Origin of the sequence: Cellulosimicrobium sp. XJ-DQ-B-000, from assembly GCF_031119065.1 — a bacterium.
Taxonomy (GTDB): Bacteria; Actinomycetota; Actinomycetes; order Actinomycetales; family Cellulomonadaceae; genus Cellulosimicrobium; species Cellulosimicrobium funkei.
The window spans coordinates 418,715-440,247 of record NZ_JAVHYN010000001.1; the positions used below are offsets into that span (position 1 = coordinate 418,715).

32 protein-coding genes are annotated in these 21,533 nt (G+C 71.3%); 31 read left to right on the top strand and 1 reads right to left on the bottom strand.

Going from position 1 to position 21,533, the window contains the following annotated elements; all coding sequences use genetic code 11:
* The first annotated feature begins 24 nt into the window (after positions 1–24).
* The 10 genes from RDI86_RS02185 (at position 25) to RDI86_RS02230 (ending at position 6,734) form a co-directional block, all read left to right on the top strand.
* Complete coding sequence (locus RDI86_RS02185; protein WP_308820574.1) at positions 25–294, top strand: hypothetical protein; 270 nt, start codon at positions 25–27, stop codon at positions 292–294.
* The gene (locus RDI86_RS02190; protein ID WP_308820575.1) at positions 291–569 is read left to right on the top strand and encodes a hypothetical protein; all 279 of its coding nucleotides are present in this window, start codon (positions 291–293) and stop codon (positions 567–569) included. Before RDI86_RS02185 ends, RDI86_RS02190 begins: the two co-directional genes overlap by 4 nt.
* Positions 566–790 (top strand): hypothetical protein, encoded by a 225-nt coding sequence (locus RDI86_RS02195; RefSeq protein ID WP_308820576.1) that lies wholly within the window; start codon positions 566–568, stop codon positions 788–790. Before RDI86_RS02190 ends, RDI86_RS02195 begins: the two co-directional genes overlap by 4 nt.
* Positions 787–1,149, top strand: a complete 363-nt coding sequence (locus RDI86_RS02200) for a hypothetical protein (RefSeq protein WP_308820577.1) — start codon at positions 787–789, stop codon at positions 1,147–1,149. The genes RDI86_RS02195 and RDI86_RS02200 overlap by 4 nt, the downstream gene beginning before the upstream one ends.
* Entirely contained in the window at positions 1,146–1,517 is a 372-nt protein-coding gene (locus RDI86_RS02205; RefSeq protein WP_308820578.1) for a hypothetical protein, read from the top strand. The genes RDI86_RS02200 and RDI86_RS02205 overlap by 4 nt, the downstream gene beginning before the upstream one ends.
* 124 nt (positions 1,518–1,641) lie before the next feature.
* Positions 1,642–1,902, top strand: a complete 261-nt coding sequence (locus RDI86_RS02210; protein ID WP_308820579.1) for a hypothetical protein — start codon at positions 1,642–1,644, stop codon at positions 1,900–1,902.
* 327 nt (positions 1,903–2,229) lie between these two features.
* Positions 2,230–2,772, top strand: coding sequence for a hypothetical protein (locus RDI86_RS02215; protein ID WP_308820580.1), 543 nt, complete (start codon positions 2,230–2,232; stop codon positions 2,770–2,772).
* On the top strand, positions 2,769–4,061 hold the full coding sequence (locus tag RDI86_RS02220; protein ID WP_308820581.1) for a PBSX family phage terminase large subunit: 1,293 nt from the start codon (positions 2,769–2,771) through the stop codon (positions 4,059–4,061). The genes RDI86_RS02215 and RDI86_RS02220 overlap by 4 nt, the downstream gene beginning before the upstream one ends.
* 12 nt (positions 4,062–4,073) lie before the next feature.
* Positions 4,074–5,648: a phage portal protein gene (locus tag RDI86_RS02225; RefSeq protein ID WP_308820582.1), complete on the top strand. Its 1,575-nt coding sequence runs from the start codon at positions 4,074–4,076 to the stop codon at positions 5,646–5,648.
* 9 nt (positions 5,649–5,657) lie between these two features.
* Entirely contained in the window at positions 5,658–6,734 is a 1,077-nt protein-coding gene (locus tag RDI86_RS02230) for a phage minor capsid protein (protein ID WP_308820583.1), read from the top strand.
* On the opposite strand, the gene RDI86_RS02235 is transcribed toward RDI86_RS02230, so the two are convergent.
* Complete coding sequence (locus RDI86_RS02235) at positions 6,731–6,901, bottom strand: hypothetical protein (protein ID WP_308820584.1); 171 nt, start codon at positions 6,899–6,901, stop codon at positions 6,731–6,733. The two genes, RDI86_RS02230 and RDI86_RS02235, sit on opposite strands and share 4 nt — an antisense overlap.
* Before the next feature lie 214 nt (positions 6,902–7,115).
* Here RDI86_RS02235 and RDI86_RS02240 point away from each other — a divergent pair, with 214 nt between their 5' ends.
* The 21 genes from RDI86_RS02240 to RDI86_RS02340 all read left to right on the top strand — a co-directional run bounded on the left by RDI86_RS02240 (position 7,116) and on the right by RDI86_RS02340 (position 21,533).
* Positions 7,116–7,835 (top strand): hypothetical protein, encoded by a 720-nt coding sequence (locus RDI86_RS02240; protein WP_308820585.1) that lies wholly within the window; start codon positions 7,116–7,118, stop codon positions 7,833–7,835.
* A 42-nt stretch (positions 7,836–7,877) separates the two neighbouring features.
* Positions 7,878–8,774: a phage capsid protein gene (locus tag RDI86_RS02245; RefSeq protein WP_308820586.1), complete on the top strand. Its 897-nt coding sequence runs from the start codon at positions 7,878–7,880 to the stop codon at positions 8,772–8,774.
* Positions 8,775–8,839: 65 nt separating this feature from the next.
* Positions 8,840–9,244, top strand: a complete 405-nt coding sequence (locus RDI86_RS02250) for a hypothetical protein (RefSeq protein ID WP_308820587.1) — start codon at positions 8,840–8,842, stop codon at positions 9,242–9,244.
* A gap of 4 nt (positions 9,245–9,248) precedes the next feature.
* Positions 9,249–9,566: a hypothetical protein gene (locus tag RDI86_RS02255; protein ID WP_308820588.1), complete on the top strand. Its 318-nt coding sequence runs from the start codon at positions 9,249–9,251 to the stop codon at positions 9,564–9,566.
* 9 nt (positions 9,567–9,575) lie between these two features.
* Positions 9,576–9,902 (top strand): hypothetical protein, encoded by a 327-nt coding sequence (locus RDI86_RS02260; RefSeq protein WP_308820589.1) that lies wholly within the window; start codon positions 9,576–9,578, stop codon positions 9,900–9,902.
* A gap of 8 nt (positions 9,903–9,910) precedes the next feature.
* Positions 9,911–10,351, top strand: coding sequence for a minor capsid protein (locus RDI86_RS02265; protein WP_308820590.1), 441 nt, complete (start codon positions 9,911–9,913; stop codon positions 10,349–10,351).
* A gap of 21 nt (positions 10,352–10,372) precedes the next feature.
* On the top strand, positions 10,373–10,849 hold the full coding sequence (locus RDI86_RS02270; protein WP_308820591.1) for a phage tail tube protein: 477 nt from the start codon (positions 10,373–10,375) through the stop codon (positions 10,847–10,849).
* Positions 10,849–11,265, top strand: coding sequence for a hypothetical protein (locus tag RDI86_RS02275; RefSeq protein WP_308820592.1), 417 nt, complete (start codon positions 10,849–10,851; stop codon positions 11,263–11,265). Before RDI86_RS02270 ends, RDI86_RS02275 begins: the two co-directional genes overlap by 1 nt.
* Positions 11,266–11,312: 47 nt before the next feature.
* Positions 11,313–11,531 (top strand): hypothetical protein, encoded by a 219-nt coding sequence (locus RDI86_RS02280; protein WP_308820593.1) that lies wholly within the window; start codon positions 11,313–11,315, stop codon positions 11,529–11,531.
* A 3-nt stretch (positions 11,532–11,534) separates the two neighbouring features.
* The gene (locus tag RDI86_RS02285; protein ID WP_308820594.1) at positions 11,535–14,336 is read left to right on the top strand and encodes a phage tail tape measure protein; all 2,802 of its coding nucleotides are present in this window, start codon (positions 11,535–11,537) and stop codon (positions 14,334–14,336) included.
* 12 nt (positions 14,337–14,348) lie between these two features.
* Positions 14,349–15,143: a hypothetical protein gene (locus tag RDI86_RS02290; protein WP_308820595.1), complete on the top strand. Its 795-nt coding sequence runs from the start codon at positions 14,349–14,351 to the stop codon at positions 15,141–15,143.
* A 1-nt stretch (position 15,144) separates the two neighbouring features.
* Positions 15,145–16,314: a DUF5047 domain-containing protein gene (locus RDI86_RS02295; RefSeq protein ID WP_308820596.1), complete on the top strand. Its 1,170-nt coding sequence runs from the start codon at positions 15,145–15,147 to the stop codon at positions 16,312–16,314.
* Positions 16,311–17,141 (top strand): hypothetical protein, encoded by an 831-nt coding sequence (locus tag RDI86_RS02300; protein WP_308820597.1) that lies wholly within the window; start codon positions 16,311–16,313, stop codon positions 17,139–17,141. The genes RDI86_RS02295 and RDI86_RS02300 overlap by 4 nt, the downstream gene beginning before the upstream one ends.
* Positions 17,142–17,150: 9 nt before the next feature.
* Entirely contained in the window at positions 17,151–17,375 is a 225-nt protein-coding gene (locus RDI86_RS02305) for a hypothetical protein (protein WP_308820598.1), read from the top strand.
* A gap of 3 nt (positions 17,376–17,378) precedes the next feature.
* Positions 17,379–18,038, top strand: coding sequence for a hypothetical protein (locus RDI86_RS02310; protein ID WP_308820599.1), 660 nt, complete (start codon positions 17,379–17,381; stop codon positions 18,036–18,038).
* The gene (locus RDI86_RS02315; RefSeq protein ID WP_308820600.1) at positions 18,038–18,472 is read left to right on the top strand and encodes a hypothetical protein; all 435 of its coding nucleotides are present in this window, start codon (positions 18,038–18,040) and stop codon (positions 18,470–18,472) included. The genes RDI86_RS02310 and RDI86_RS02315 overlap by 1 nt, the downstream gene beginning before the upstream one ends.
* Before the next feature lie 18 nt (positions 18,473–18,490).
* The gene (locus RDI86_RS02320; RefSeq protein ID WP_308820601.1) at positions 18,491–18,748 is read left to right on the top strand and encodes a hypothetical protein; all 258 of its coding nucleotides are present in this window, start codon (positions 18,491–18,493) and stop codon (positions 18,746–18,748) included.
* 64 nt (positions 18,749–18,812) lie between these two features.
* Entirely contained in the window at positions 18,813–19,781 is a 969-nt protein-coding gene (locus RDI86_RS02325; RefSeq protein WP_308820602.1) for a hypothetical protein, read from the top strand.
* 4 nt (positions 19,782–19,785) lie between these two features.
* Positions 19,786–20,031 carry a hypothetical protein gene (locus RDI86_RS02330; protein WP_308820603.1) on the top strand — a complete coding sequence of 82 codons (246 nt, stop codon included), beginning with the start codon at positions 19,786–19,788 and terminating at the stop codon, positions 20,029–20,031.
* Between the two features lie 13 nt (positions 20,032–20,044).
* A complete protein-coding gene (locus RDI86_RS02335) occupies positions 20,045–20,386 on the top strand; it encodes a hypothetical protein (RefSeq protein WP_308820604.1) in 342 nt (113 codons plus the stop codon).
* Between the two features lie 16 nt (positions 20,387–20,402).
* Positions 20,403–21,533 (top strand): hypothetical protein, encoded by a 1,131-nt coding sequence (locus tag RDI86_RS02340; protein WP_308820605.1) that lies wholly within the window; start codon positions 20,403–20,405, stop codon positions 21,531–21,533.

Below are 21,533 nucleotides of genomic sequence, written 5' to 3' on the forward strand. Positions count from 1 at the left end.
ACTTCACTTCGTAGACTTTGGGGTATGACCGACCCACAGACCCCGCCCGAGCTGCGCGAGGTGGCGAAGCACGCCACCGCCGCAACCGACCACGCCGTCAAGGCCGCCGCCGCCCAGCAGCAGCGTGACGAAGCGATCGTGACCGCGCACGCGAACCACGCCATCCCCATGGCCGACATCTACACCGCGGCCCGCCTCTCCCCCGGCATGGTGCACCGCATCCTCACCCGCGTTGGCGCACCCCACCGACCACGCGGCGGCCGACCAGCCAAGACCGACGGTGGTGCAGCATGAGCGGCCGGAGCCCGTTCGAGGCGCAGCGTGACGCCACCCGTCAGACCATCCGATTCGCACAGTCCGCGTCGTACCCAGAATTCCCGCGCGGCACTGACCCGTCTGCGTACGTCGCCACGCGTCAGGTCAACGCCACCCTCGCCGTCGCCGAGGCCATTCTCACGCTCGCCGAGGCCGTGCGCCCCGCGCCCGTCGAGGTCAGCGTGAAGGTCGACATCGACGAGGACCAGATCGTCCAGTCCGTCCGCGACGCGGTTGGAGGCGGTGCAGCATGAGCGCCAGCACCCGCCTCGCCGGGCACGAGCTCCTGTGGGAAGGCGCCCCGCACGAGAAGCGCGCCAACGGCACGTTCTCCCGACGCTGGGGACAGGGAACCGGAGGAACGGGCCATGGCCTGTGCTCGTGTGGCGCTTCCTCCGGCGAGATGACCTCGGGCACCCAGCGCAAGAAGTGGCACCGCGAGCACAAGCAGCAGATCCGCGAGGCCCAGGCGTGAGCGCGGACCTGCTGCGCCGAGCCGCAGCCAAGATCCGCGAGACCGCGCAGGCCGCCACCCCCGGGCCATGGATGAAGGACCCCGACGACCCCGGCATCGTCCTCAAGCCCGACAAGCCCGGAGGGTGGGACGGGACGATCGTCGCAACCGTCCAGCGCGACGACTACGGACTCGTGGAGGAAGGCACCACCGAGCACATCGCCCTGTGGTCGCCCAACGTCGCCGAACTCGTGGCACCTCTGCTCGTGAGGGCCGCGGACGGTTACGAGAGCGCGTGGGGCTGGTACGGCGACGAGCTCGACCGCCGCTACGCCGACGAACTCGCCCTCGCGCGCCGCATCCTCAGGGAGGACGCATGACCTTCGACATCTTGTCGTTCCTGGGAGGCCTCACGCTCATCCCGATCGCCGCTGGCGCGGCTTGGGCCGCGGGCGCGCTCACCGGGCTCGCGTGGGAGAAGTGGGAGTTCGTGCTCCGACGTCTCCGCCCGCGCCGCATCCCGGACTGGCGCAACGCGACCCTCGCCGCGCACATCGCGGAGTGGCCCGGCCGGGTGCGCTCCGTGTCCCTCCCGGGCGTGTGGTGCGTCGTCTTGACCGAGCGCCCGCAGGGTGACGACTTCGACGCCCGCCGCAAGGCGACCGAGGCACGCATCCGCGACGGCGTGTCGGCCGCAGACCAGGCGTTCCCCCCGATCGCGGTGCGCCTGCCCGTGACGGACGCCTGATGTGCAGGCACTGCGTCCGCGCTGAGCGCCGCACGCGCGCGACCAAGGCGGGCCTCTGGCGACTCCTGGTCGCGGTCGCTGGCAGCGAGGACCGAGCGCGCGCACTCAGCCGCAAGGAGGACGCGTGACCGACACCCTGCACGCGCTCATGCGCGACGTCGACGGGCGACCGTTCCCCTGCTCCACGCCCGGATGCCAGGTCTGCACGCCGATCCACGTGCCCGAGCACTACGAGTACGGCCTGTTCAAGCGGTCGAACGGCCACCAGGTCGGTGGACCCGTGCGCGTCCGGGCCGCGGCCGATCCGCGGATCCGTGGCCTCAAGCCCGAGCGGTACATCGTGCGCCGCCGCGCCGTCTACACCGGGCCCTGGGAGGACGCATGACGCGCGACGACTACCTCGGGACGATCCGGGTCCGACGCAAGACCCGCACCGTCTTCGGCCGCCTCTACGTCCGGTACACCTGCGACCTCTGCGGACGACGATCCGGCTGGCGAGCGCCCCAGCGGGCGAAGAACTGGTACGTCCTCCACGGCACCGCATCCACGGAGTGCCTGATCCGGCGCTCTGACAGAACTTCCTGACAAGCACCGCGCGTCAGAACATCCCGACACGGCCCCCGCACCCATCCCCGGGCGCGGGGGCCAACCCATGCCCCAGGAGGGCATGCAACCACCGAGCGCCCCAGGCGGGCAGGTGAACGGAGACCCCATGGGCAACGGCAAGAACGTCTGGGAACCCCACCACGACGACCAACTCCGCGAACTTCACGCCCAGGAACTCTCCACCCGCGAGATCGGCGCCCGCATGGGCTTCTCGTTCGGCACCATCGCCCGCCGCGCACGCGACCTCGACCTTCCGTTCGACCGCTCCCGCACCGCCGCCGCCGCCAAGGCCGCCGAGACCGACGCCAAGGCCAAGCGCGCCATGCTCGCCCACCGCTTCCTCGACGCCGCGAACGACGCCCTCGACAAGCTCGACCAGCCCTACACGATGCCCCTCGCCTCCGGGAAGGTCCTCGAGCTCGACCAGCCCGACGCCGGCGCGCACCGCAACTACATGACGTCCGCCGGCATCGCGACCGACAAGGCCCTCGCGCTCGACAAGCACGACACCGACTCCGTGTCCGAGGTCGCGAAGTCGATGCTCGAGAAGCTGCTCGACCTCGTCCCCGACGCGTCGCCCGCCCCGCCCGAGACCCCGGCGCAGGACGCGATCGCCGCCACCACCGAGGACCCGCAGGAGGACGCGTGACGCCCGCGCTGTCCCCCAAGCAGTACGACTTCCTCACGACCTCCGACGCGACCGTCAACGTCCTCGACGGCTCCATCCGGTCCGGCAAGACCATCGTGTCCCTGCTCCGCTGGTACGGGTTCATGGCCCGCGCACCCCGCGGCGGCGAGCTCGTCATGATCGGCCGCACCCGCGACGCGATCTTCCGCAACGTCATCAAGCCCATGCAGGACGAGTCCCTGTTCGGGCCCCTCGCCGCGACCGTGAAGTACACCAACGGCGCACCCACCGCGACCATCCTCGGCCGCACCGTCCACATCATCGGCGCGTCCGACGCCAAGGCCGAGAAGTCCATCCGAGGCATGACCGTCGCCGGCGCCTACGTCGACGAGATCACCGTCATCCCCGAGGAGTTCTTCACCCAGCTCCTCGGCCGCATGTCCGTCGCCGGGGCGAAGCTGTTCGGCACCACGAACCCCGACAGCCCGGCGCACTGGTTCAAGGCGAAGTTCCTCAACAAGATCGGCCTCCGCGACGCCGAGGGGCAGCCCGTCCTGCCCGGGTGGAAGTACTGGCACTTCGTCATGGACGACAACCCGTCCCTGACCGAGGACTACAAGCGGCGCAAGCGGGCCGAGTTCACCGGCCTGTGGTTCCGCCGGTTCATCCTCGGGGAGTGGGTCGCGGCCGAGGGCGCGATCTACGACACGTGGGACCCCGACCGGCACGTCATCCCGTTCGACAACCTGCCGAACCTGCGCGACCTCGTCGCGATAGGCGTCGACTACGGCACGACGAACGCGACCGCGGCCCTGCTGCTCGGCATCACCGCCGAGCTCAACCCGCGCCTCGTGTTCGTCGACGAGTGGCGCTACCAGGCCGGGGAGAACGGGGCCCGCTGGACCGACGCCCAGCTCTCGACCGGGCTGCGTGACTGGATGGCCAGCATCAGCATCCCCGGGCAGCCGCACCTCACGACCCCGTCCTGGGTGTTCCTCGACCCGGCCGCCGCGTCGTTCCGCGTCCAGCTCGGCGCGGACGGCCTGCAGACGTTCGCCGCCGAGAACGACGTGAAGTACGGCATCCAGACGTTCGCGTCCCTCCTCGGCGCCGACCGCCTCATCGTGACCGACCGCTGCCCGGACCTCATCCGCGAGATCCCCGGGTACTCGTGGGACGACAAGGCGGCCCTCCGCGGCGAGGACAAGCCCGTGAAGGTCGACGACCACTCCCTCGACGCCGCCCGCTACGCCGTCACCACGACCGAGCGCCACTGGCGCCAGTACATCAACCTCGCACTCGCAGCCTGACCAGGAGGGCCCATGCCGATCAACTACCAGGCCAAGGAGTCGTGGCCGCCCGCGCCGTTCGGCCAGGCGCAGACCGCGATGGCCGCATGGTCGGACTGGTGGTCCGGCGACCCCGAGCGCCTAACCGCCCGGTACGCGGGCGCGACCCGGCCCGCGGTGTCCCGCGGTGGTGGGCTGGCGGGCGCGGCCCGGAAGTTCTTCCACTCCGGGACGACGACGCCGGGTGCTCCGCCGCCCCCGCCGCGCCTGCACCTGCCCCTGCCGGCAGACCTGACGCGCACCTCCGCGGACCTGCTGTTCGGCACCGGCTTCACCCCCGTCATCGGCGAGGGCGAGTCCCCGATGCAGGACCGCCTCGCCGAGCTCCTCGGTGGGGACGACACCCTCGTCACGCTCGCGAACGCCGCAGAGGCACAGTCCGCGCTCGGCGGCACGTACCTGCGCGCCGTGTGGGACAAGGGCGTCGCGGAGAAGCCCTGGGTCTCGACCGTTGACGCGGACGCCGCCGTGCCCGAGTTCCGGTGGGGTCGCCTCGCGGCCGTCACGTTCTGGCAGAAGGTCGCCGAGTCGAACGGTGAGGTGTGGCGCTTCCTTGAGCGGTACGAGCCCGGCCGGATCTTCTACGCCCTGTACAAGGGCACGGTCGGCGAGATCGGCATGCAGATGCCCCTCGAGGAGCACAACGTGTCGCGGCCGTTCGCGGAGCTCGTGGACGACGAGGGCGGCATGGAGATCCCGACCCAGCGACTCGCCGCGTCGTACGTCCCGAACGTCACCCCGAACCCGAAGTGGCGCAACCACCGCGACCTGGTCCACCTCGGCCGCTCCGACTTCGACCAGCTCGCCCCCTGGTTCGACGCGATCGACGAGGTCTACTCGTCCCTCATGCGCGACGTCCGCCTCGGCAAGGGCCGCCTCTTCGTCGAAGCCTCCGCGATGCAGTCCAACGGTCCCGGGAAGGGCGCGACGTTCAACGCGGACGAGGAGATCTACACCGCGTACCCGGGCGCCGGCGGCATGGGCTCCGGGAAGGACGGCGGGGCGCCGATCACCCCCTGGCAGTACGACATCCGCGTGCAGGAGCACACCGACACCCTGCGCGACCTCATCGGCGCCGTGATCCGCAAGGCCGGGTACTCCGCCGCGTCGTTCGGCGATGACCAGATCGCGGGCATGATGACCGCAACCCAGGTCGTCGCCCGCCAGGACCTGTCCAAGCTCACGCGCGCGAAGAAGCTCAAGCACTGGCAGGCCGCGCTCGCGCACATGGGTGCCGTTCTCCTCGAGATCGACGGCGCACTATACCCGGGCAAGGGCGGCGGGACGCCGGACGGCGAGATCACGATCAACTTCCCGACCGACCCGAACCCGGACATCGCGTCCCTCGCGACGACCGCGCTCGCGCTCAAGAACGCGGACGCCGCGTCGGTCGAGACCCGGGTCCGCACCGTCCACCCGAACTGGACTTCGGACCAGGTCAACGAGGAGGTCGACCGGATCAAGGACGAGGGCGCCATGCCCGACCCCTTCACGCTGCGCCCCGGCATCGACGCTTCGGCGCCCGAGGCCGTTGTCGCAGAAGGGTAGCGTCCACCCATGCCCATCGGACCGGACTACGGCGCAAACCTCGCCGCGCGCGCGGTCGACCTCGTCGCCGAGGTAGAGCTCGCCGTCCTCCGTACGATCGCGGGCAGGCTCGCGGCGGACATGGACGCGCCCGAGTGGGGCGTGGTCAAGCTCGCCGAGCTGCAGATGCTGCGCCGCCGCCTCCAACGCGATCTCGCGGAGATGGACGCCTCCCTCGCGGAGGCGGCCGGGCAGGTCATGCGGTCCGCGTACACCGCGGGGAAGGCGACCGCGGTCGCGGACCTCGACGACGCGCGCGTACGCCCGTCGCTGCCGCCCGCGCAGGAGCGGTCCCTGCTCGTGATCGTGCAGGACACGGTCGCGACGCTGTCTGGTGTCGGGGCGCGCGCGCTGCGGTCGGTGGTGGACGCCTACCAGGAGACGGTCGCGGTCGCGTCGTCCTCGGTCGTGCTCGGTGGGCAGACCCGCCGGCAGGCCGCGCAGGGCGCGCTCGACCGGCTCCTGGGGCAGGGCATCACCGGATTCCGCGACTCCGCTGGCCGGAACTGGCGCCTCGAGTCGTACGTCGAGATGGCGACCCGATCAGGTGCCGGGCAGGCCGCGGTCGCTGGACACCTGGACCTGCTGCAGGCGTCGGGGCAGAACCTGGTGCAGATCATCCCGGGCCCGCGTGCGTGCCCGATCTGCGACGACTGGGCCGGGAAGGTCGTGTCGCTGACGTCGGTCACCGCGGTCGTCCAGGGCGGGGAGCGAGTCGAGGTGCACGGCACGATGGACGCCGCGCGCCGGGCCGGCGTCTTCCACCCGAACTGTCGTTGCACGACGGGCGTGTTCATCCCCGGCGTGACGCGCCTTCGTACCGAACGCCCGGACCCGTCCGGGTACGAGGTGGCGCAGCGTCAACGCGCCATCGAACGCGGTATCCGGGACTGGAAGCGACGCGAGGCGATCGCGCTGTCACCAGAGGCGAAGCGGCAGGCCGCCGCGAAGGTGCGCGAGTGGCAGGGCCGGATGCGGGACCACCTGGCTGAGAACCCGACGCTGCGTCGGCAGTCCGCGCGCGAGCAGATCAGGCGCGCGACCTAGTCGCCGACGCGGCGCCGCAGCTCCTCGAGCTCGGCACGCTCGGCCGCGCGCCTGCGCCCGGCCTTGCCCCAGGACCGGACGAGGTAGGTGACCAGGGCCGCGACGAGCAGCACCAGGACGGCACCGAGGATCCAGCCGATGTAGAGCATCGGGTTGAAGTCGTTCACGGCGTCAGCGTAGCGGGTCGTGCTGACGCTGTCTGGTCGTGTCGTCACTATAGTTCCATGTTGTTCCGCTTGTTGCGGTAGAGTGTGCTCGAATCGGGAACTGTCTAACGAGGTAGTCCCCACTTAGCCCCCGTTGAGACCCATGGTCTCCGGGGGCTTTCTCATGCCCGCCAGGCGCGGGCCTCCCCCGATACCAGACCAGGAGTCCGGATCAATGAAGCCCCGCCTTGCACGACTGATGTTCATCGACGAGCCCGCGACCGGTGAGCCCACCGGCGGCGGCCAGCCCGCCGAGCAGCCCGCGGACAACGCGGAGCCGACCGGCACCGAGCCCGCCGACAAGACCGCCGAGCCCAAGGCGGACGAGCCCAAGGGCGACGACGAGCCCAAGACGTTCGACGAGAACTACGTCACCAAGCTCCGCAACGAGGCCGCTGCGCACCGCAAGAAGGCGCAGACCGCCGCGGACGACGCCGTCGCCGAGCTCACCAAGAACATCGGCAAGGCACTCGGCCTCATCAAGGACGACGAGCCCGCCGACCCCGCCGAGCTCACCAAGCAGATCGAGTCCGAGCGCGAGGCCGCCAAGTCCGCCCGCGTCGAGCTCGCCGTGTTCCGCGTCGCCGGCAAGCACCACGCCGACGCCGACGCACTCCTCGACTCCCGGTCCTTCCTCAACAAGGTCAAGGACCTCGACCCCACGGCCGACGACTTCGCGTCCCAGGTGGACGCCGCGGTCAAGGCCGTGGTGGAGAACAACCCCAAGCTCCGTGTCGTCCAGGCGGCGACCAAGGCGGGCAGCGACCTGTCCGCCGGGAACGCAGACCCCTCGAAGGGGCAGCTGACCCGTGAGCAGCTCGCAGCGATGACCCCCTCCGACCGGCTCAAGGCCGCGAAGGAAGGGCGCACTCGCGACCTCCTCGGCGGCAAGTAACCCGCTTCCCGCCACCCGCTCTCACACCCGAAGGACGCCGCCATGGCTATCACCAACTTCGTCCCCGAGCTCTGGTCCGCCGCGGTCCAGGTCCCCTACGAGAAGGCCCTCGTCTTCGGTCAGGCCCAGGTCGCGAACCGCGACTACGAGGGTCAGATCCGCCAGCAGGGCGACACGATCCACGTCACCACGATCGACGACCCGACCGTGCGGGACTACGACAAGAACACCGACATCACGGTCGAGGACCTCAACGACGGCCGGATCTCGCTCGTCGTCGACCAGGGCAAGTACTTCGCGTTCCGCGTGAACGACGTCGACAAGGTCCAGGCCGCGGGCAACTTCGAGTCGCCCGCCATCGCCCGCGCCGGGATCGGCCTGCGCGACGCCGCCGACAAGTTCATCGCCGCGAAGTTCACGGAGAACGTCTCGACCGGCGGCCCGATCGCGGCGAACCGCCTCGGCGCGGTCACCGTGTTCGACGGCAAGCCCGAGAGCGCCGGCCCCGGCCAGCTCACGGCCTACCAGGTCCTCGTCAAGCTCCGCGAGAAGCTCGACGCGCAGTCGGTCCCGCTCGAGGGCCGCTACGTCGTCGTGTCGCCGGCGTTCGTGTCCGCGCTCCTCATGGACTCGCGGTACACGGACCTCTCGGCGTCGGGCTCGTCGGACGCCCTGCTCAACGGGCAGGTCGGCCGCTCCACCGGCTTCCAGGTCCTGGTGTCGGGCAACCTCCCGACGTCGGGCAGCGCGACCACGATCTGCGCCGGCGTCCCGGGCGCCCTGACGTACGCGGACCAGATCCTCGAGACCGAGGCGCTGCGCGACCCGAACCGCTTCGCGGACATCGTGCGTGGCCTCAACGTCTTCGGCGCGACGATCTTCCGCCGCGAGGGCGTCGCCACCGCGCAGGTCACGATCGCCACGTCGTCGGGCTCCTGACCCGCTGACGGTGCGCCCCGCCTCCACCGGCGGGGCGCACCGTCCCTCACGTTCTAGGGAGAACCGTGGCCCTGCGCATCTACGCCACCGCCGCCGAGCTCGCCGACTTCACCGGTGAGGCCACCCCCGCCAACGCGTCCGCGCTGCTGCGCCGCGCGTCCCTCCTCATCGACGGGCTCATCATCACCGCCCGGTACGACACCGACGACGAGGGCTACCCCACCGACCTCGACGTCACCGAGGCGCTGCGAGACGCCACGTGCGCGCAGGCGTCCTGGTTCGACGAGACCGGTGACGTGTCCGGCGCGTCGGGACGGTTCAACTCCCTCAGCCTCGGCTCGTTCTCCGGGTCAGGCGGCGGCACCGGGTCCGGTGCCAACACGAGCGCGGCCGAGTCGCGCCTCGCCCCCGAAGCGGTGCAGATCCTGCAGACCGCCGGGCTCCTGAACCAACCCCCTCTGCCGTGGTGACGCCGTGAAGCTCCCCCGGCTCCTCACCCCGCACACCGTCACGTGCCGCGACAAGGTCGGCGACAGCGCCTACGGGCCCGTGTACGCCGACGAGGAGCGCACGCTCAAGTGGGTCCGCGTCGAGGACGGCAACAAGCTGGTCCGCAACGGTGACGGCAGCGAGGTCGTGTCCTCGTCCCGGGTCGTCATCCGGCCCGAGCACGCGCCTGTCCCGGTCGGGTCCCTCATCACGCTGCCGCACGGCCGCGCCGCCGAGGTCCTGGCGGTGGAGTGGTTCCACACACCGCCCGCCCCGGAGCACTACGTCCTGCAGCTCACGTAGGAGCACCCCATGCCTGTCCGTCGTGACGTCCCGAGCCTTGTGTCGCAGGCCAGCGAAGAGGCTGCCCTGCTCGCCGCCGAGCACATCCTCGGCGAGGCCCGCCAGATCGCGCCGATCGAGGAGGGCACGCTCGTCCGCTCGGGCGCGACCGCTGCGGAGGGCAAGTCCGCCGTCGTGTACTTCGACACCCCGTACGCGGTGCGTCAGCACGAGGACATGACGTTCCGCCACGACGCGGGCCGGCAGGCGAAGTACCTCGAGGACCCCGTGAACAGCGAACGCGCCGCGGTCCTCAAGATCATGCGCGACGCGCTCGCGAAGAAGCTCGGCACCTAGGAGGGCCCGTGGGGTTCACGAACGACCTCCTGACCGGCCTCGCGCAGCACCTCACCACCCTCGACCTCGGGCTGACGTACAACCCGGGCGGGGTGTACACCGCCGCCCAGACCGGGATCGTCATCGGCCCCATGCCGGCCAGCCCGGACAAGGTCGTCGCGCTGCAGCCGTACCCGGTGCGGTCGGGCGCCCGGTCCGACGTGACGCAGGGCGTCCAGGTCCGGATCCGCGGCGCGGCCCGAACGCCGATCAACGCGGTGAACGACCTGGCCGACGACATCTACGACGCGCTCCACGGTGCGACGGACGTCGACCTCGGCCCCATCCGCGTGTCCCTCATCATCCGCGCCTCGCACGCGCTCATGGGTCCCGACGCGAACGCGCGGCAGGAGACCTCGTCGAACTACTACCTCGAAACCGCACACCCGTCCGCCCACGTGACGGACTAACCCACCCCGCAAGGAGTACCCATGTCCGTCGAGACCCTCACCCCGACCGTCAACACCACGTGGCGCCTGGACATCGACACGTCCAACACCGAGACCCCGAACTGGATCCAGGTCCGCGCGCTCAACGCGTTCCAGCCGGCCGTCAACTCGACCGTGCAGGACGCGTCGGACTACGACTCCGACGGCTGGGGCTCGGACGCCGTCACCCAGCGCAAGTGGCAGCTCGTCGGCACCGCGCTGCGGAAGTACGCCGAGGGCGGCGCCTACGACCCGGGCCAGGAGTTCCTGCGCCAGGCGGCCGACAACCTCACGCTCGTCCACGTCCGCTGGTACGAGCGGCAGGGCGGCGGCAACGGCGAGGCGTACGAAGGCTACGGCCTCGTGCAGTGGGCCCCGCAGGGCGGTGACCCGACCGGCCTCAACGCCGTGCAGGTCACCATCCTCGGGCAGGGCCCGCGCACCCCGATCACGAACCCGGCGAAGACCTCGGGCTCCTGATGCCCGAGCTCACCGAGGAGATCGACGACTTCCTGTCGCCGAACCTCGACCTGCGCGTGGCGGGGAAGGTCTACTCGATCCCTTCCCCGCCCGCCCGGGTCGGGCTCCGCCTGCAGGCCGCGTTCGCGGTCGCCGCCGCACGACACAACGGCACCGACCCCAAGCCCGCCCACGCGCGCGCCGTGGCGGACGACGAGTGGGCGACCACCCTCGAGCAGGACGCGCTCGGCCCGGTGTACGCGGAGATGATGGCGGACGACGTCCCCCTTCCCGCGATCCAGCACGCGGGCATGACGGCGTACATGTGGATCGTCGCCGGCGAGGCAGCGGCGCGCGCCTACTGGATCTCGCCGGTGGGAAAAGCGCTGACTCCGCGCCAGACGACGACATCGCCCCGTACGGGCGCGGAGAGCTAGACCCCGTCACCGGCCTGTACGAGTGGTACGACGCCCCTCCGGAGGAGATGCGCCGCGTCGCCGCTCAGGGCAACCGCATCACGTGGGCCCGGATCCTGCGCGTCTGGTCACACGTCGAGAACGACCTGCACGACGTGTACGGCATCGACCTCGACGACACCGCGCTCATGGAGTCCCGCACGTGGCGGTGGCTGCGCACCCGGATCTCCGGGCTCCTGACCACCCGAACCTCTCGCACGTTCCACGCGCTCGTAGAAAGCAGGTGACCCGTGGCCGATCTCGACCTAGGAACCCTGCGGGCACACGTCGAGCTGGACGACGCCCAGTTCGACAAGAAGTACCAGAACGTCACGCGCCTGCTGGACAACATCGATAAGGCCAAGCCTGAGGCGCAGGTCGGCGCGGACACGAGCGCGGCCGAGAAGAACGTCAGCGAGCTCGAGGACCGGCTTCGCCGTGTCGTCGACGCTGACACGGTCGCGCAGGTCGACGCCGCGATCGGCAAGGCCGAGAAGAACCTCGCGCAGATCGAGGCCGACCTCGGCGCGCTCGAGGCCATGGACCCGACGCCCGAGGTCGACGCCGACATCACGAAGGCACGCGCCGCGCTCGGTCGCGCCGAGTCCGCGCTCGACGCCCTCAAGGGCGAGCGCGCGGAAATGGTGGTCGACGCGGACACCTCGGCCGCGGAGGACGCGATCGGGGACCTCCCGAGCGAGGGCGACGCGGCCGGCGAGGCAGCAGGCTCGCGTCTGTCCGGCAAGATCGTCGCCGCGCTCGCGACCATCCCGATCGCGGGCGCGGTCGTCGGGATCGGCGCCGCGATCGGGCAGACACTCGCCTCCGCGATCCAGGACGGTCTGGGCGTCGAGAAGCGGCAGGACCGGCTGCAGGCCCTGACCGGGATCACCGAGGGGCAGGCCGCGACGCTCGGCCGCGCCGCCGGCGAGGCGTATGCCGACACGTTCGGCGAGTCGATCGAGTCGAACATGGAGACCGCACGCATCGCGGTGCAGCAGGGTCTGCTCGACCCGAACGCGACCGCACGCCAGGCGCAGCAGGTCATCTCGTCCCTGTCCGGGATCGCTGACGTGCTCGACGAGGACGTTCGCCCGGTGTCGGTCGCCGTGACCCAGCTCCTCAAGACCGGGCTCGTGAAGACCGCGGACGAGGCATTCGACCTGCTCGCGACCGGCGCGCGCGAGGGCGTGAACGCGCAGGAGGACCTGCTCGACACGTTCACCGAGTACCCGGCCCTCTTCCAGCGGCTCGGGCTCTCCGGCGCGGAGGCGCTCGGCCTCATCAACCAGGGTCTCAACGCTGGCGCCCGGAACAGCGACCTCGCGGCCGACGCGCTCAAGGAGTTCCAGATCCGCGCGACCGACGGGTCGAAGGCGTCCGCCGAGGGCTTCAAGATCCTCGGTCTCAACGCAGCGGACATGACCGCGCAGATCGCGCAGGGCGGCGAGTCGGCCCGCAACGGCCTCGACACGGTGCTCGACAAGCTCCGCGAGATCGAGGACCCGGTCGCGCGCAACGCCGCCGCCGTCGCCCTGTTCGGCACCCAGGCCGAGGACCTCGGCGAGGCCCTGTTCGCGATGGACCTCAGCAACGCGGTCGACCAGCTCAACGGCGTCCAGGGCGCCGCGCAGCGCATGTTCGACACCCTCGCGGACAACGACGCGACGAAGATCGAAGAGGCTCGGCGCAACATCGAGGTCGCCGCCGACGGCATCAAGGGCGCTCTCGCCGCTGCGTTCTCCGAGCCGATCGGCGACTTCGCGACGTTCGTGTCCGAGAACCGTGGCGCAGTGGTCGCGTTCCTCCTCGAGATCGCGAACGGCGCGCTCGACATCGGTCGCTCGGTCGTCGAGGGCATGGCCGCCGGCACTGAGGCGATCGGTGAGTTCATCTCGGGCCCGATGGCGGACCTCATGGTGTCGATCGCGGACGCCATCGATGCGTCGGACGAGTGGCTCCCGGGAGCGCAGGACAGCACCGCGGTGCGCGACATCGCGGACGGGATGCGCGACTTCAAGAGCACGACGGACTCCGCCGCGGACGCGATGCGGACGAACCTGATCGAGAACGGGATCGACCCGGCGCAGCAGCGTCTCAACGAGTTCGGGATCCCGCAGGTGCTGCAGGCCGAGTTCCACGACGCGACGCTGCGCGCAGCCCAGGCGCTCGACGCAGTCGGGTACTCCGCGGAGACGGGGCAGGCGCTCCTCGACGCGTTCACGGTCGCGCAAGACGGCACCGTGACCGCAGGCTCGGCGCTCGAGTCGCAGATGCGATCCGCAGTCGCCGCTCTCGACGCGGAGGCCGCTGCCGGTGCGCGCGCCGGTGAGTCGCAGGAGTCCCTCGCGCAGAAGTACGAGCTCGGCCGGCAGGCCCTGTTCAACCAGCTCGTGCAGATGGGCATGACCGAGGACCAGGCGTGGGCCCTGATCGACACCTACGGCGCGGTCCCCGGCAAGGTTGATACGGCGATCTCGTCGAACGCTGGCGCGGTCACGGTCGAGGTGGGCGGCCTCGCGTACAAGGTCGAGCACCTGCCCGACGGGTCGTTCCAGGTAACCGCGAACGTCGACGCCGCCCAAGCACGCATAGACACGTTCATTGCCTCGAACCGGGGCCGCACGATCGGCGTCTCCGTCGAGACCATCGTGGGCAACCCCTCGATGGGGTTCAACCCGGGCCGAGGCAGCTACTCGTCCGGTGGGTACACAGGACCCGGCGGAAAGTTCGAGCCTGCTGGCGTCGTACACCGCGGCGAGTTCGTGTTCGACCAGGAAACGACCGCGAAGCACCGGAGCCTGTTCGAGGCCATCCATAACGACACCCTGCCGGGCTTCGCCGGTGGCGGGTTCGTCGGGGCGGCGCCTGCCTCGCCGGTCCCACCGGTTCGCAACGCCTACGAGGGCCAGCCCGAGGCGCAGAGCCCTCCGGTCGTGTACGTGCAGAACCCCTTCACGGGCGAGTACCTCCTCGCGAAGGTCGCCCATGTCGCTGACGCCCGCGTCGCCGAGCACGGCGTCGCTCAGGACCGGACGGCGCAGTACCTGTGAGAGGAGACCATCGTGCCCACTTCGCCTGACGGGATCCTCGAGGCGTCGTTCGAGGCGTCGCAGAACCTGGTGCGCCTCGTCGTGGACGGCGGCATGTGGCCAGCGCCGGTGTCCCGGCTGACGATCACGCGGTCGTCTGCCGGGGCACCGACGGAGCCGGTGCGCACCGCGGACAACGTCGCGGCGGCCGGCGGCTGGTTCCTCGGCGTAGATGACGCCGCACCGATGGACGCCTCGTGCACCTACACGGTCACGGGGATGACCGACTGGGGCGAGACGGTAGCGGTCGCGAGCGTCGTCGTGGCGACGACGGGGGCCGCGTCCGGGCTGTGGCTCAAGGCGCCTGGGCAGCCGCAGCTCACGTGCCGTGTGCGGCTCATCGACCCGGGTGAGAGCACCGCAGTGACCCAGGGTGGTGTGTACCAGCCGCCGGGCGGGTTCGCGATCCCGCAGTGGTCCGGGGTGGACGCGGACGCGCGCACCCTCGTGGTCGCCGCCGCGACGGCGCAGGACGCGGCGCGCGTGCGCGCGCTGCTCGGTGCCGAGCGCACGCTGCTGATCCAGTCGCGCCAGCCCGAGCAGTTCCCGTCCGGCTACTGGTTCGTGCGCACCGAGGGCGTGGCGCGGATCGGGCCCGCCAGCGAGCAGGCGTGGTTCTCCCTGCCCGTCACGCGGACCGGGCCGCCGGTCGGCGCCGGCCAGAGCTTCACCGGCACCACCTACGAGACGGCGCGGCAGACGTTCGCGACCTATGCCGACATGCTCGCGGGCGCCGCGACGTACTTCGACGTGCTCGAGGGGGCCTGACGTGTGGGCAGTCTCTGACGCATACCGGACCGCGCTCGCGCGCCCGCATCAAGCCCGGTTCCGGGCGACGGTCCGCAAGGGCGGGCAGGTGCTGTACGGGGGCCGGTCACTCCCCGTCACGGGCGGGACCATCACGGTGAGCTCGGACAAGTCCGTGCGTCGCTCGTGCAACCTGACGATCGCGCCGCGCCTGCCGGGCAGGGTGTTCCAGGACGAGCCCGCGTTCCCGCGCGAGCTCGCCGCGTCGACGCCGCTGGGCACCGACGGGCAGGAGATCACGGTCCAGGCCGGGCTCGTGTACGCCGGCGGGCGGGCGGAGTGGGTGCCGCTGGGGGTGTTCCGCATCGACGACACCGAGGGTTCCCTGCTGGGGCGCACCGGCGTGCGGGTGGCCGGGGTGTCGCGGGAGGCGTGGGTGGTGGACGACCGGTTCCACGCGCCGCGCACGATCTCGGGGCCGTCGGCGGTCGCGCTGATCCGGTCGCTGATCCGCGAGTCGATCGCGGACGCGGAGGTCGCGGTGGTGACGCGCGCGGATCGTCGCGTGCCGCCGACCGTGGTCGAGCGCGACCGGTGGGCCGACGGCGTCGCGGCGCTGGCGGAGTCGCTGGGGTGCGTCGTCTTCGCGGACCCGACGGGGCGGTTCGTGATCGCGGACGCCCCCACGCTCGACTCGGCGCCGGCGTGGACGTTCCGGGCGGGGCCGGGCGGCATCATGCTCGACGTCGTGGGCAAGCGCTCGCGCGGCCCGGTGTACAACGCGTGGGCGGTGTCGGGCGCGACGCCGGAGGGTGCGGCGGCGCCGGTGCAGTCGGTCGCGGTCGACGACCGGCCCGGGTCGCGCACCCGGTACGGCGACCCCTCCACCGGCGCGTGGGGGCGCAAGGTGCGGTTCCTGTCGATCCCGACCCTGACGTCGGACGTCGACTGCCAGCGCGTCGCCCAGGCCCAGCTCGCCAAGACGACAGGCGCCGGGTCGACGCTCGACATCACCGCCGTCCCACTGTTCCCGCTCGAAGCCGGCGACGTGGTCGACGTCGTGACCGACCACCACAACCCGGTGATGTCGCTGTCTCGGCACATCGTGGACGGCTTCACGCTCCCGCTCGTCGCCGGCGGGGCGTTCTCGGTATCCACGCGCGACCTGGGATCGGTGGAGGGAGGGCAATGACGTCACCGGACACGGTGCTGCGCATGATCGAGGCGCAGCGCGCCCCACTGCCGCGCCTGGGCATCATCACCGCCGTCACCGGCGCCACCGTCGCGGTCGCGTTCACCGACGGCACCGCCACCGGTTCCCTGCAGTACGCCACCGCCTACGTCCCCGCGGTCGGGGACCAGGTGCTCGTCGTGCCCACCGCGTCGGCGTGGGTCGTCACGGGCAAGGTCACCGCCCGCCCGCGCACCGTGCCCGACGTCGAGCTCGCCCGGTTCCCGCCCACGTTCTGGTCCCTGTCGCGCGGCGTCAACTACGGCACCGGCGCCTGGTCGCGGTACCAGGGCAACCCCGACCCCGTGACGGGCATGCCGGGCGGGTGGTCCCAGGGTCGACAGATCGTCGCGGCGGGCTCGACCCAGCCCGGCGACTACCAGCAGGACATGGTCGACGACGCGACGTTCGCCTACTACGGGTCGCTCGCCGCGATGGTGCCCTCGGGGTCGACGATCACCGGCGTCTCCCTCGTCGTCGAGCGATACACCACCGGGGCCCCGCAGCCGCCGCTCGCCTCGCCCGTGCTGTACGGGCACGCCTACACCCCCGCCTCACCGCCCCCGGCCGCGGCGCCGGTGTTCCCGGCCGGGTTCGGCCCCTACCGGTACCCGCCGATCGCCGTCGGGGAGACCACGCGCCTGCAGCTGCCCGCCGCGCTCGTCACCGCGTGGCTGTCCGGGGCCCTGACCGGGGTCGCGATGTGGTCCGACTCCCCGGCCGACGCGTTCGTCACCCGACCCCGCCCGCCGGGCGACCTCGTCCTGACCTACACCCCACCCGCCTAGGAGGCGCACGTGAGCGACATCGCAGGGGGCGACGAGCCGGTGCTCGTCGATGAAGCACCGCCGACTCCGCCACCACAGGAGCCGATCCCCGTGGACCCCACCACCCCGCCCGTCGACGTGATCCGCGCGCTCGGGTACGACCCCGCCGCGATCCAGTCCCTCGTCGTGACCGCCGACCAGGTCGTCGCCGTCGCCGCGGACTACCCCGACCCCGACGTCCCCGAGGAGGCCTGACCCATGCCCACCCCCGACACCATCCAGGGCATCCCGCTCGCGGACTACGACGACCCGCCCGCGATACCCGACGACCTGCGCACCCTGTTCTACGCGCTCATGGCCCGCTCCATCCCGCGGTTCTCCACCACCGCCCAGCGCGACACCGCCTACCCCGTCCCCGTCGACGGGCAGCGGTGCACCACGGGCGCCGGCGCCGGGCTGCGCGAGTGGATCGGTCTGGACGGCAAGTGGACCTCCCCGCCGTCCGTGCGCTCCCGGTACCGCGTCGTCACCGCGTCGGGCACCGTGCCCTTCGCCTCCCCGGCGAACTACGTCGACATCGCCGCACCGCAGGTCGTCTCGGCGAACCCGCTCGGCCCCGGGGTGCCGTACCAGCTGCGCGTGTCGGCCTCCATCCGCGGGTCCATCCCGCAGGGCCTGGGCGGGCTGCTCGAGCTCGTCTACGACGACACCGTGTTCGACGCCGACCGGTTCACCAACTCCGGCACGTCCGGGTGCACCTACACCTACAAGGCGTCCAACGTCGTCTACGTCGACGCCGCCGCGGCGCAGACCCCGCACACCGTGCGCGCCCGCATCAGCTCCCTCGCGGGCAACACCTCCGTCTTCGCCGAGCTCGGGTTCTTCCACATCGAGACCCAGCCCTGGGCCGAGCTGTGATGAGTCTGCGCGCCTTGTGGGCGAAGGTTCATGAGCCGCGCGCGGTGTCGGTCGCGTACTTCGTGATCTACAGCTCCGGGGCGGCGGCGGGACTGTACGCAACGTTCGTCCCGCCTTCGTCCATCGAGGGCGAAGTCGGGGCGGGCGCGATGACCGCCCTCGCTGTGCTGCTCACCGTCGGGTGCGTGATCGGGGCGGTGGCTGCTCTGCCTGGGATCTACTGGCTTGAGCGGACCGCGGTGCTCACGATTGCGCTGGCGATGCTGCTGTACCTCGCCGTGGTGGTCGTTCTGCAGGTGCAAGAACCGCAAGGTAATCGCCTGCTGCAGGCGTGGGTCGTATTCGCCGTGCTGCTCATGCAGGTTCCCGTTCGGTGGGTCCGCATCAAGGCGCGCCCGTACAGGCCAGATGAGCGCTTCGTCATAGAGGCCTGACACCGGGAGGGGGCCGGTGTGGATACCGGACAGATCATCTCGCTCGTCGCGGCCCTGGGCATCGGCGGCATTCTCAAGCAGCTCATCGACAACCTCGTGGCTTGGTTCAAGGGGCGCCAGGCGGAGGAGCGCGACGCCTGGGCGGAGCGTGACCGGGAGGCCAAGGCCCGCCGGATCCTTGAGGAGTACGCCCATACGCTGCGGCGGCTCCTGTTTCGCCTCGGCCTGCGCGAGGGCGCGGGAAACGACGACATCCCGCCATTCCCGAACTACTGACTTCACGGGCCCCTGCCTGGTCGGTCCCGAGCGGGCAGGCAGGGCCGTATCCAAGGAGAACCGCATGGCTAGGTACTCGTGCGCCGAGTGGGAGCCGGTGGCGTGGATGAACAAGCTCACCCACCACCGCAAGACCCAGCTCGCGATCCACATCACCGACGGCGAGGGCGACCCTCGCACGATCGCCACCTGGCGCACCGGACGGGCAGGGTCGAACTTCGTCCTCTTCCCCGACGGCCGCCTGAAGCAGCTGTCGGACTCGGCGTGCAAGTCGCCCGCGGACTTCGGCGCGACGCACATCATCTCGGTCGAGTGCGTCGGGCGGAACCGCGCCCTGACGCCCGCGCAGGTCGCCGCGCTGATCACCCTGGCGCGCGAGGCACACGAGCGCGACGGCGTGCCGCTGCGCCTCGCCGCGACGTCCTCGGACGCCGGGATCGGGTGGCACCGCCTCGGCGTCGACGGGAACTTCCCCAAGGGCCGCTACGGGGGCCGGCTGCAGCGCAGCCCGCTCGGCGTCCAGACGTCCGGCGCACGCGGCAAGGCGTGCCCCACCGACGTCGTCATCGACCAGATCCACGACGTGATCCTGCCCGCACTCACCCAGGAGGACTTCATGCCCGCCCTCACCGACGAACAGCAGATCCAGATGTACAACGCGCTCGTGGGCCCGAACGGGTCCGCCGCGCTCAACGGCCTCATGCCCAGGAGCCAGAACCTGCCGACCGCCCTGGACGCTGTGCGCGGCAAGGTCGACAGCCTGGCCGCTGACCTCGCCCCGGTCGAGCGCACCGACCCCCAGACCGGCAAGGTCGTCAAGCTCTCGCTCCGCCAGGAGATCGCCGACACCAAGACCGCGCTCGCCGTGCAGGCCGGCCAGATCTCCGCCCTGACCGCCGCGCTCGCGCAGGCGACCGGGCTGGACGAGGACGCCATCCGCGAGCTCGTCCGCCAGGGCGTCATCGACGCCGTCGAGTCCTTCGAGACGACCGAGACCACCACCACGACCACCGCCACCGTCAAGAAGGGCTGATCCGATGACCGACTTCGTCCTCTCCCTGGTCCGCACCGTCGTCCCGATCGGCGTCGGTGCGCTCATCTCCTGGCTCGCGCTGCGAGGCGTCGCGGTCGAGGAGTCGGCGCAGGCCGCGCTCGTGTCTGCCCTGACCGCGCTCATCACCGCCGGTTACTACGCCGGTGCACGCGTCCTCGAGCTCCGCTGGCCGTGGTTCGGGTACCTGCTGGGCACGAAGGCCGAGCCGACCTACAACCGCAAGCACTGACTCAGGAGGAAACATGGCTGCATCTTCTGCGCTGCTGAACGCGCTTGCTGCTGACGCGGCGTCCCTCATCACGCACGTCGGACTGGTCAACGCGGCCGGGACCGAGCTGACCGGCGGGTCCTACGCCCGTCAGCCGGTGACGGCTGCGGCGTCTGGTGCGATCGTCCTGGTCGCCTCGGACAAGACGTTCGAGGTCGCAGCCGGCACGACCGTCGCTGGGTGGCGCGCGTTCGACGCCGCGACCGGCGGCACCTCGTGGGGCGGCGGCGACCTGACCGCCGAGTCCTACACGGGCGCTGGGCAGTACGTGCTGCGCGGCGCGGACACCGGGTTCACGATCTCCGCTTCGGCCTGAGCAAGGGAGGGCCACCGTGGCGATCACCGCGGTAGCGACACCCGTCACCGCCTCGACCGGAGTTACCACCCCGCGCACGATCGCTCTCTCCCCGCACCCCTCGACGGCGCCGGGAGACCTGGTCGTCGTGTTCGCGAACACCCAGGACGTATCCGCATCGTCGATGAGCCTGCCTGCCGCCTGGACGGCGCTACTGTCCGGGCAGCAGGCAGGGACCATGCGCTCGTCGATCTGGTCCAAGACCTGGCAGTCCGGGGACGAGATCATCCTGTCTGTGTCCGGTACGGACGGGACGGTCGCGACCGTCATCACGGTTAAGGGCGCGGGGCAAGTCACCGTCGGACCGGTCGGCCTTCGCGCCGCGACTGGCACGTCCCTGACGAACGTCGCCCCGGGAGTGTCCACGGCGTCGGGCTCCCTCGTACTGCTGTACTCCGGGGAGCGGACCAACGCGACCGAGCCTGAGCCGATGCCTGCCGGGTTCGCGAACCTGGCGTGGCGGTCTGGCGGCATCAGCGGCAGCGCCCCGGCGGTGTCGCTGCTCGCCTCGGCCCGCACCGCGGACGGCCCGGTCCCCGACACCACCGTCTCCTATCCGAACAGCTCGGCGGCCAACGGGCTCGCGGTCATGCTCGTGATCGGCCCTGCTGCGGCTCGGGGCGGGGGTTCCGTCGCGAACCTGCGCGTCTCTGCGCGCAGTGGCGGTCACCGCCGTGGCCGTGGCGCCTCGTTCGTGGACGTTCGCGCCTCGGCGCGAGGCGCCGGCCTAAGGCGCGCGAGCGGCGGCGGAGACTCCGCCGTCGCGGTCTCTGCGATGGGCGCGGGCCACCGTGTGGCGGCAGGGGCGTCGGTCACGGAGCTCACGGTCGCCCTCGACGGTGCCGGGCAGACACGCCGGGTGGGCGCATCCGCCGCACAGGTACTGACGCTCGGCTCTGGGGCTGGCCTCGTCCGCCACTACGGCGGGACGCAAGCCGCCATCGTGGTCGAGGCGATCAGCGCACGGACCGAGCTCGACGACTTCGAGCTTGTGCTCGGCCCCGGGCCGGCGGGCTCCTCGTTCACCGCAGGACGCCCCGCCGACTCCCCGGTCAGCCTTGGCGCCCCGGTCGGGAGCCCTTTCACCATCGCGACCCCTCGGAGGTAG

Coding starts and splice junctions, on each gene's coding strand:
- RDI86_RS02185 (WP_308820574.1), top strand. CDS start 25: ATGACCGACCCACAGACCCCGCCCGAGCTGCGCGAGGTGGCGAAGCAC.
- RDI86_RS02190 (WP_308820575.1), top strand. CDS start 291: ATGAGCGGCCGGAGCCCGTTCGAGGCGCAGCGTGACGCCACCCGTCAG.
- RDI86_RS02195 (WP_308820576.1), top strand. CDS start 566: ATGAGCGCCAGCACCCGCCTCGCCGGGCACGAGCTCCTGTGGGAAGGC.
- RDI86_RS02205 (WP_308820578.1), top strand. CDS start 1,146: ATGACCTTCGACATCTTGTCGTTCCTGGGAGGCCTCACGCTCATCCCG.
- RDI86_RS02215 (WP_308820580.1), top strand. CDS start 2,230: ATGGGCAACGGCAAGAACGTCTGGGAACCCCACCACGACGACCAACTC.
- RDI86_RS02225 (WP_308820582.1), top strand. CDS start 4,074: ATGCCGATCAACTACCAGGCCAAGGAGTCGTGGCCGCCCGCGCCGTTC.
- RDI86_RS02230 (WP_308820583.1), top strand. CDS start 5,658: ATGCCCATCGGACCGGACTACGGCGCAAACCTCGCCGCGCGCGCGGTC.
- RDI86_RS02240 (WP_308820585.1), top strand. CDS start 7,116: ATGAAGCCCCGCCTTGCACGACTGATGTTCATCGACGAGCCCGCGACC.
- RDI86_RS02245 (WP_308820586.1), top strand. CDS start 7,878: ATGGCTATCACCAACTTCGTCCCCGAGCTCTGGTCCGCCGCGGTCCAG.
- RDI86_RS02260 (WP_308820589.1), top strand. CDS start 9,576: ATGCCTGTCCGTCGTGACGTCCCGAGCCTTGTGTCGCAGGCCAGCGAA.
- RDI86_RS02270 (WP_308820591.1), top strand. CDS start 10,373: ATGTCCGTCGAGACCCTCACCCCGACCGTCAACACCACGTGGCGCCTG.
- RDI86_RS02275 (WP_308820592.1), top strand. CDS start 10,849: ATGCCCGAGCTCACCGAGGAGATCGACGACTTCCTGTCGCCGAACCTC.
- RDI86_RS02280 (WP_308820593.1), top strand. CDS start 11,313: ATGCGCCGCGTCGCCGCTCAGGGCAACCGCATCACGTGGGCCCGGATC.
- RDI86_RS02300 (WP_308820597.1), top strand. CDS start 16,311: ATGACGTCACCGGACACGGTGCTGCGCATGATCGAGGCGCAGCGCGCC.
- RDI86_RS02310 (WP_308820599.1), top strand. CDS start 17,379: ATGCCCACCCCCGACACCATCCAGGGCATCCCGCTCGCGGACTACGAC.
- RDI86_RS02315 (WP_308820600.1), top strand. CDS start 18,038: ATGAGTCTGCGCGCCTTGTGGGCGAAGGTTCATGAGCCGCGCGCGGTG.
- RDI86_RS02325 (WP_308820602.1), top strand. CDS start 18,813: ATGGCTAGGTACTCGTGCGCCGAGTGGGAGCCGGTGGCGTGGATGAAC.
- RDI86_RS02330 (WP_308820603.1), top strand. CDS start 19,786: ATGACCGACTTCGTCCTCTCCCTGGTCCGCACCGTCGTCCCGATCGGC.
- RDI86_RS02335 (WP_308820604.1), top strand. CDS start 20,045: ATGGCTGCATCTTCTGCGCTGCTGAACGCGCTTGCTGCTGACGCGGCG.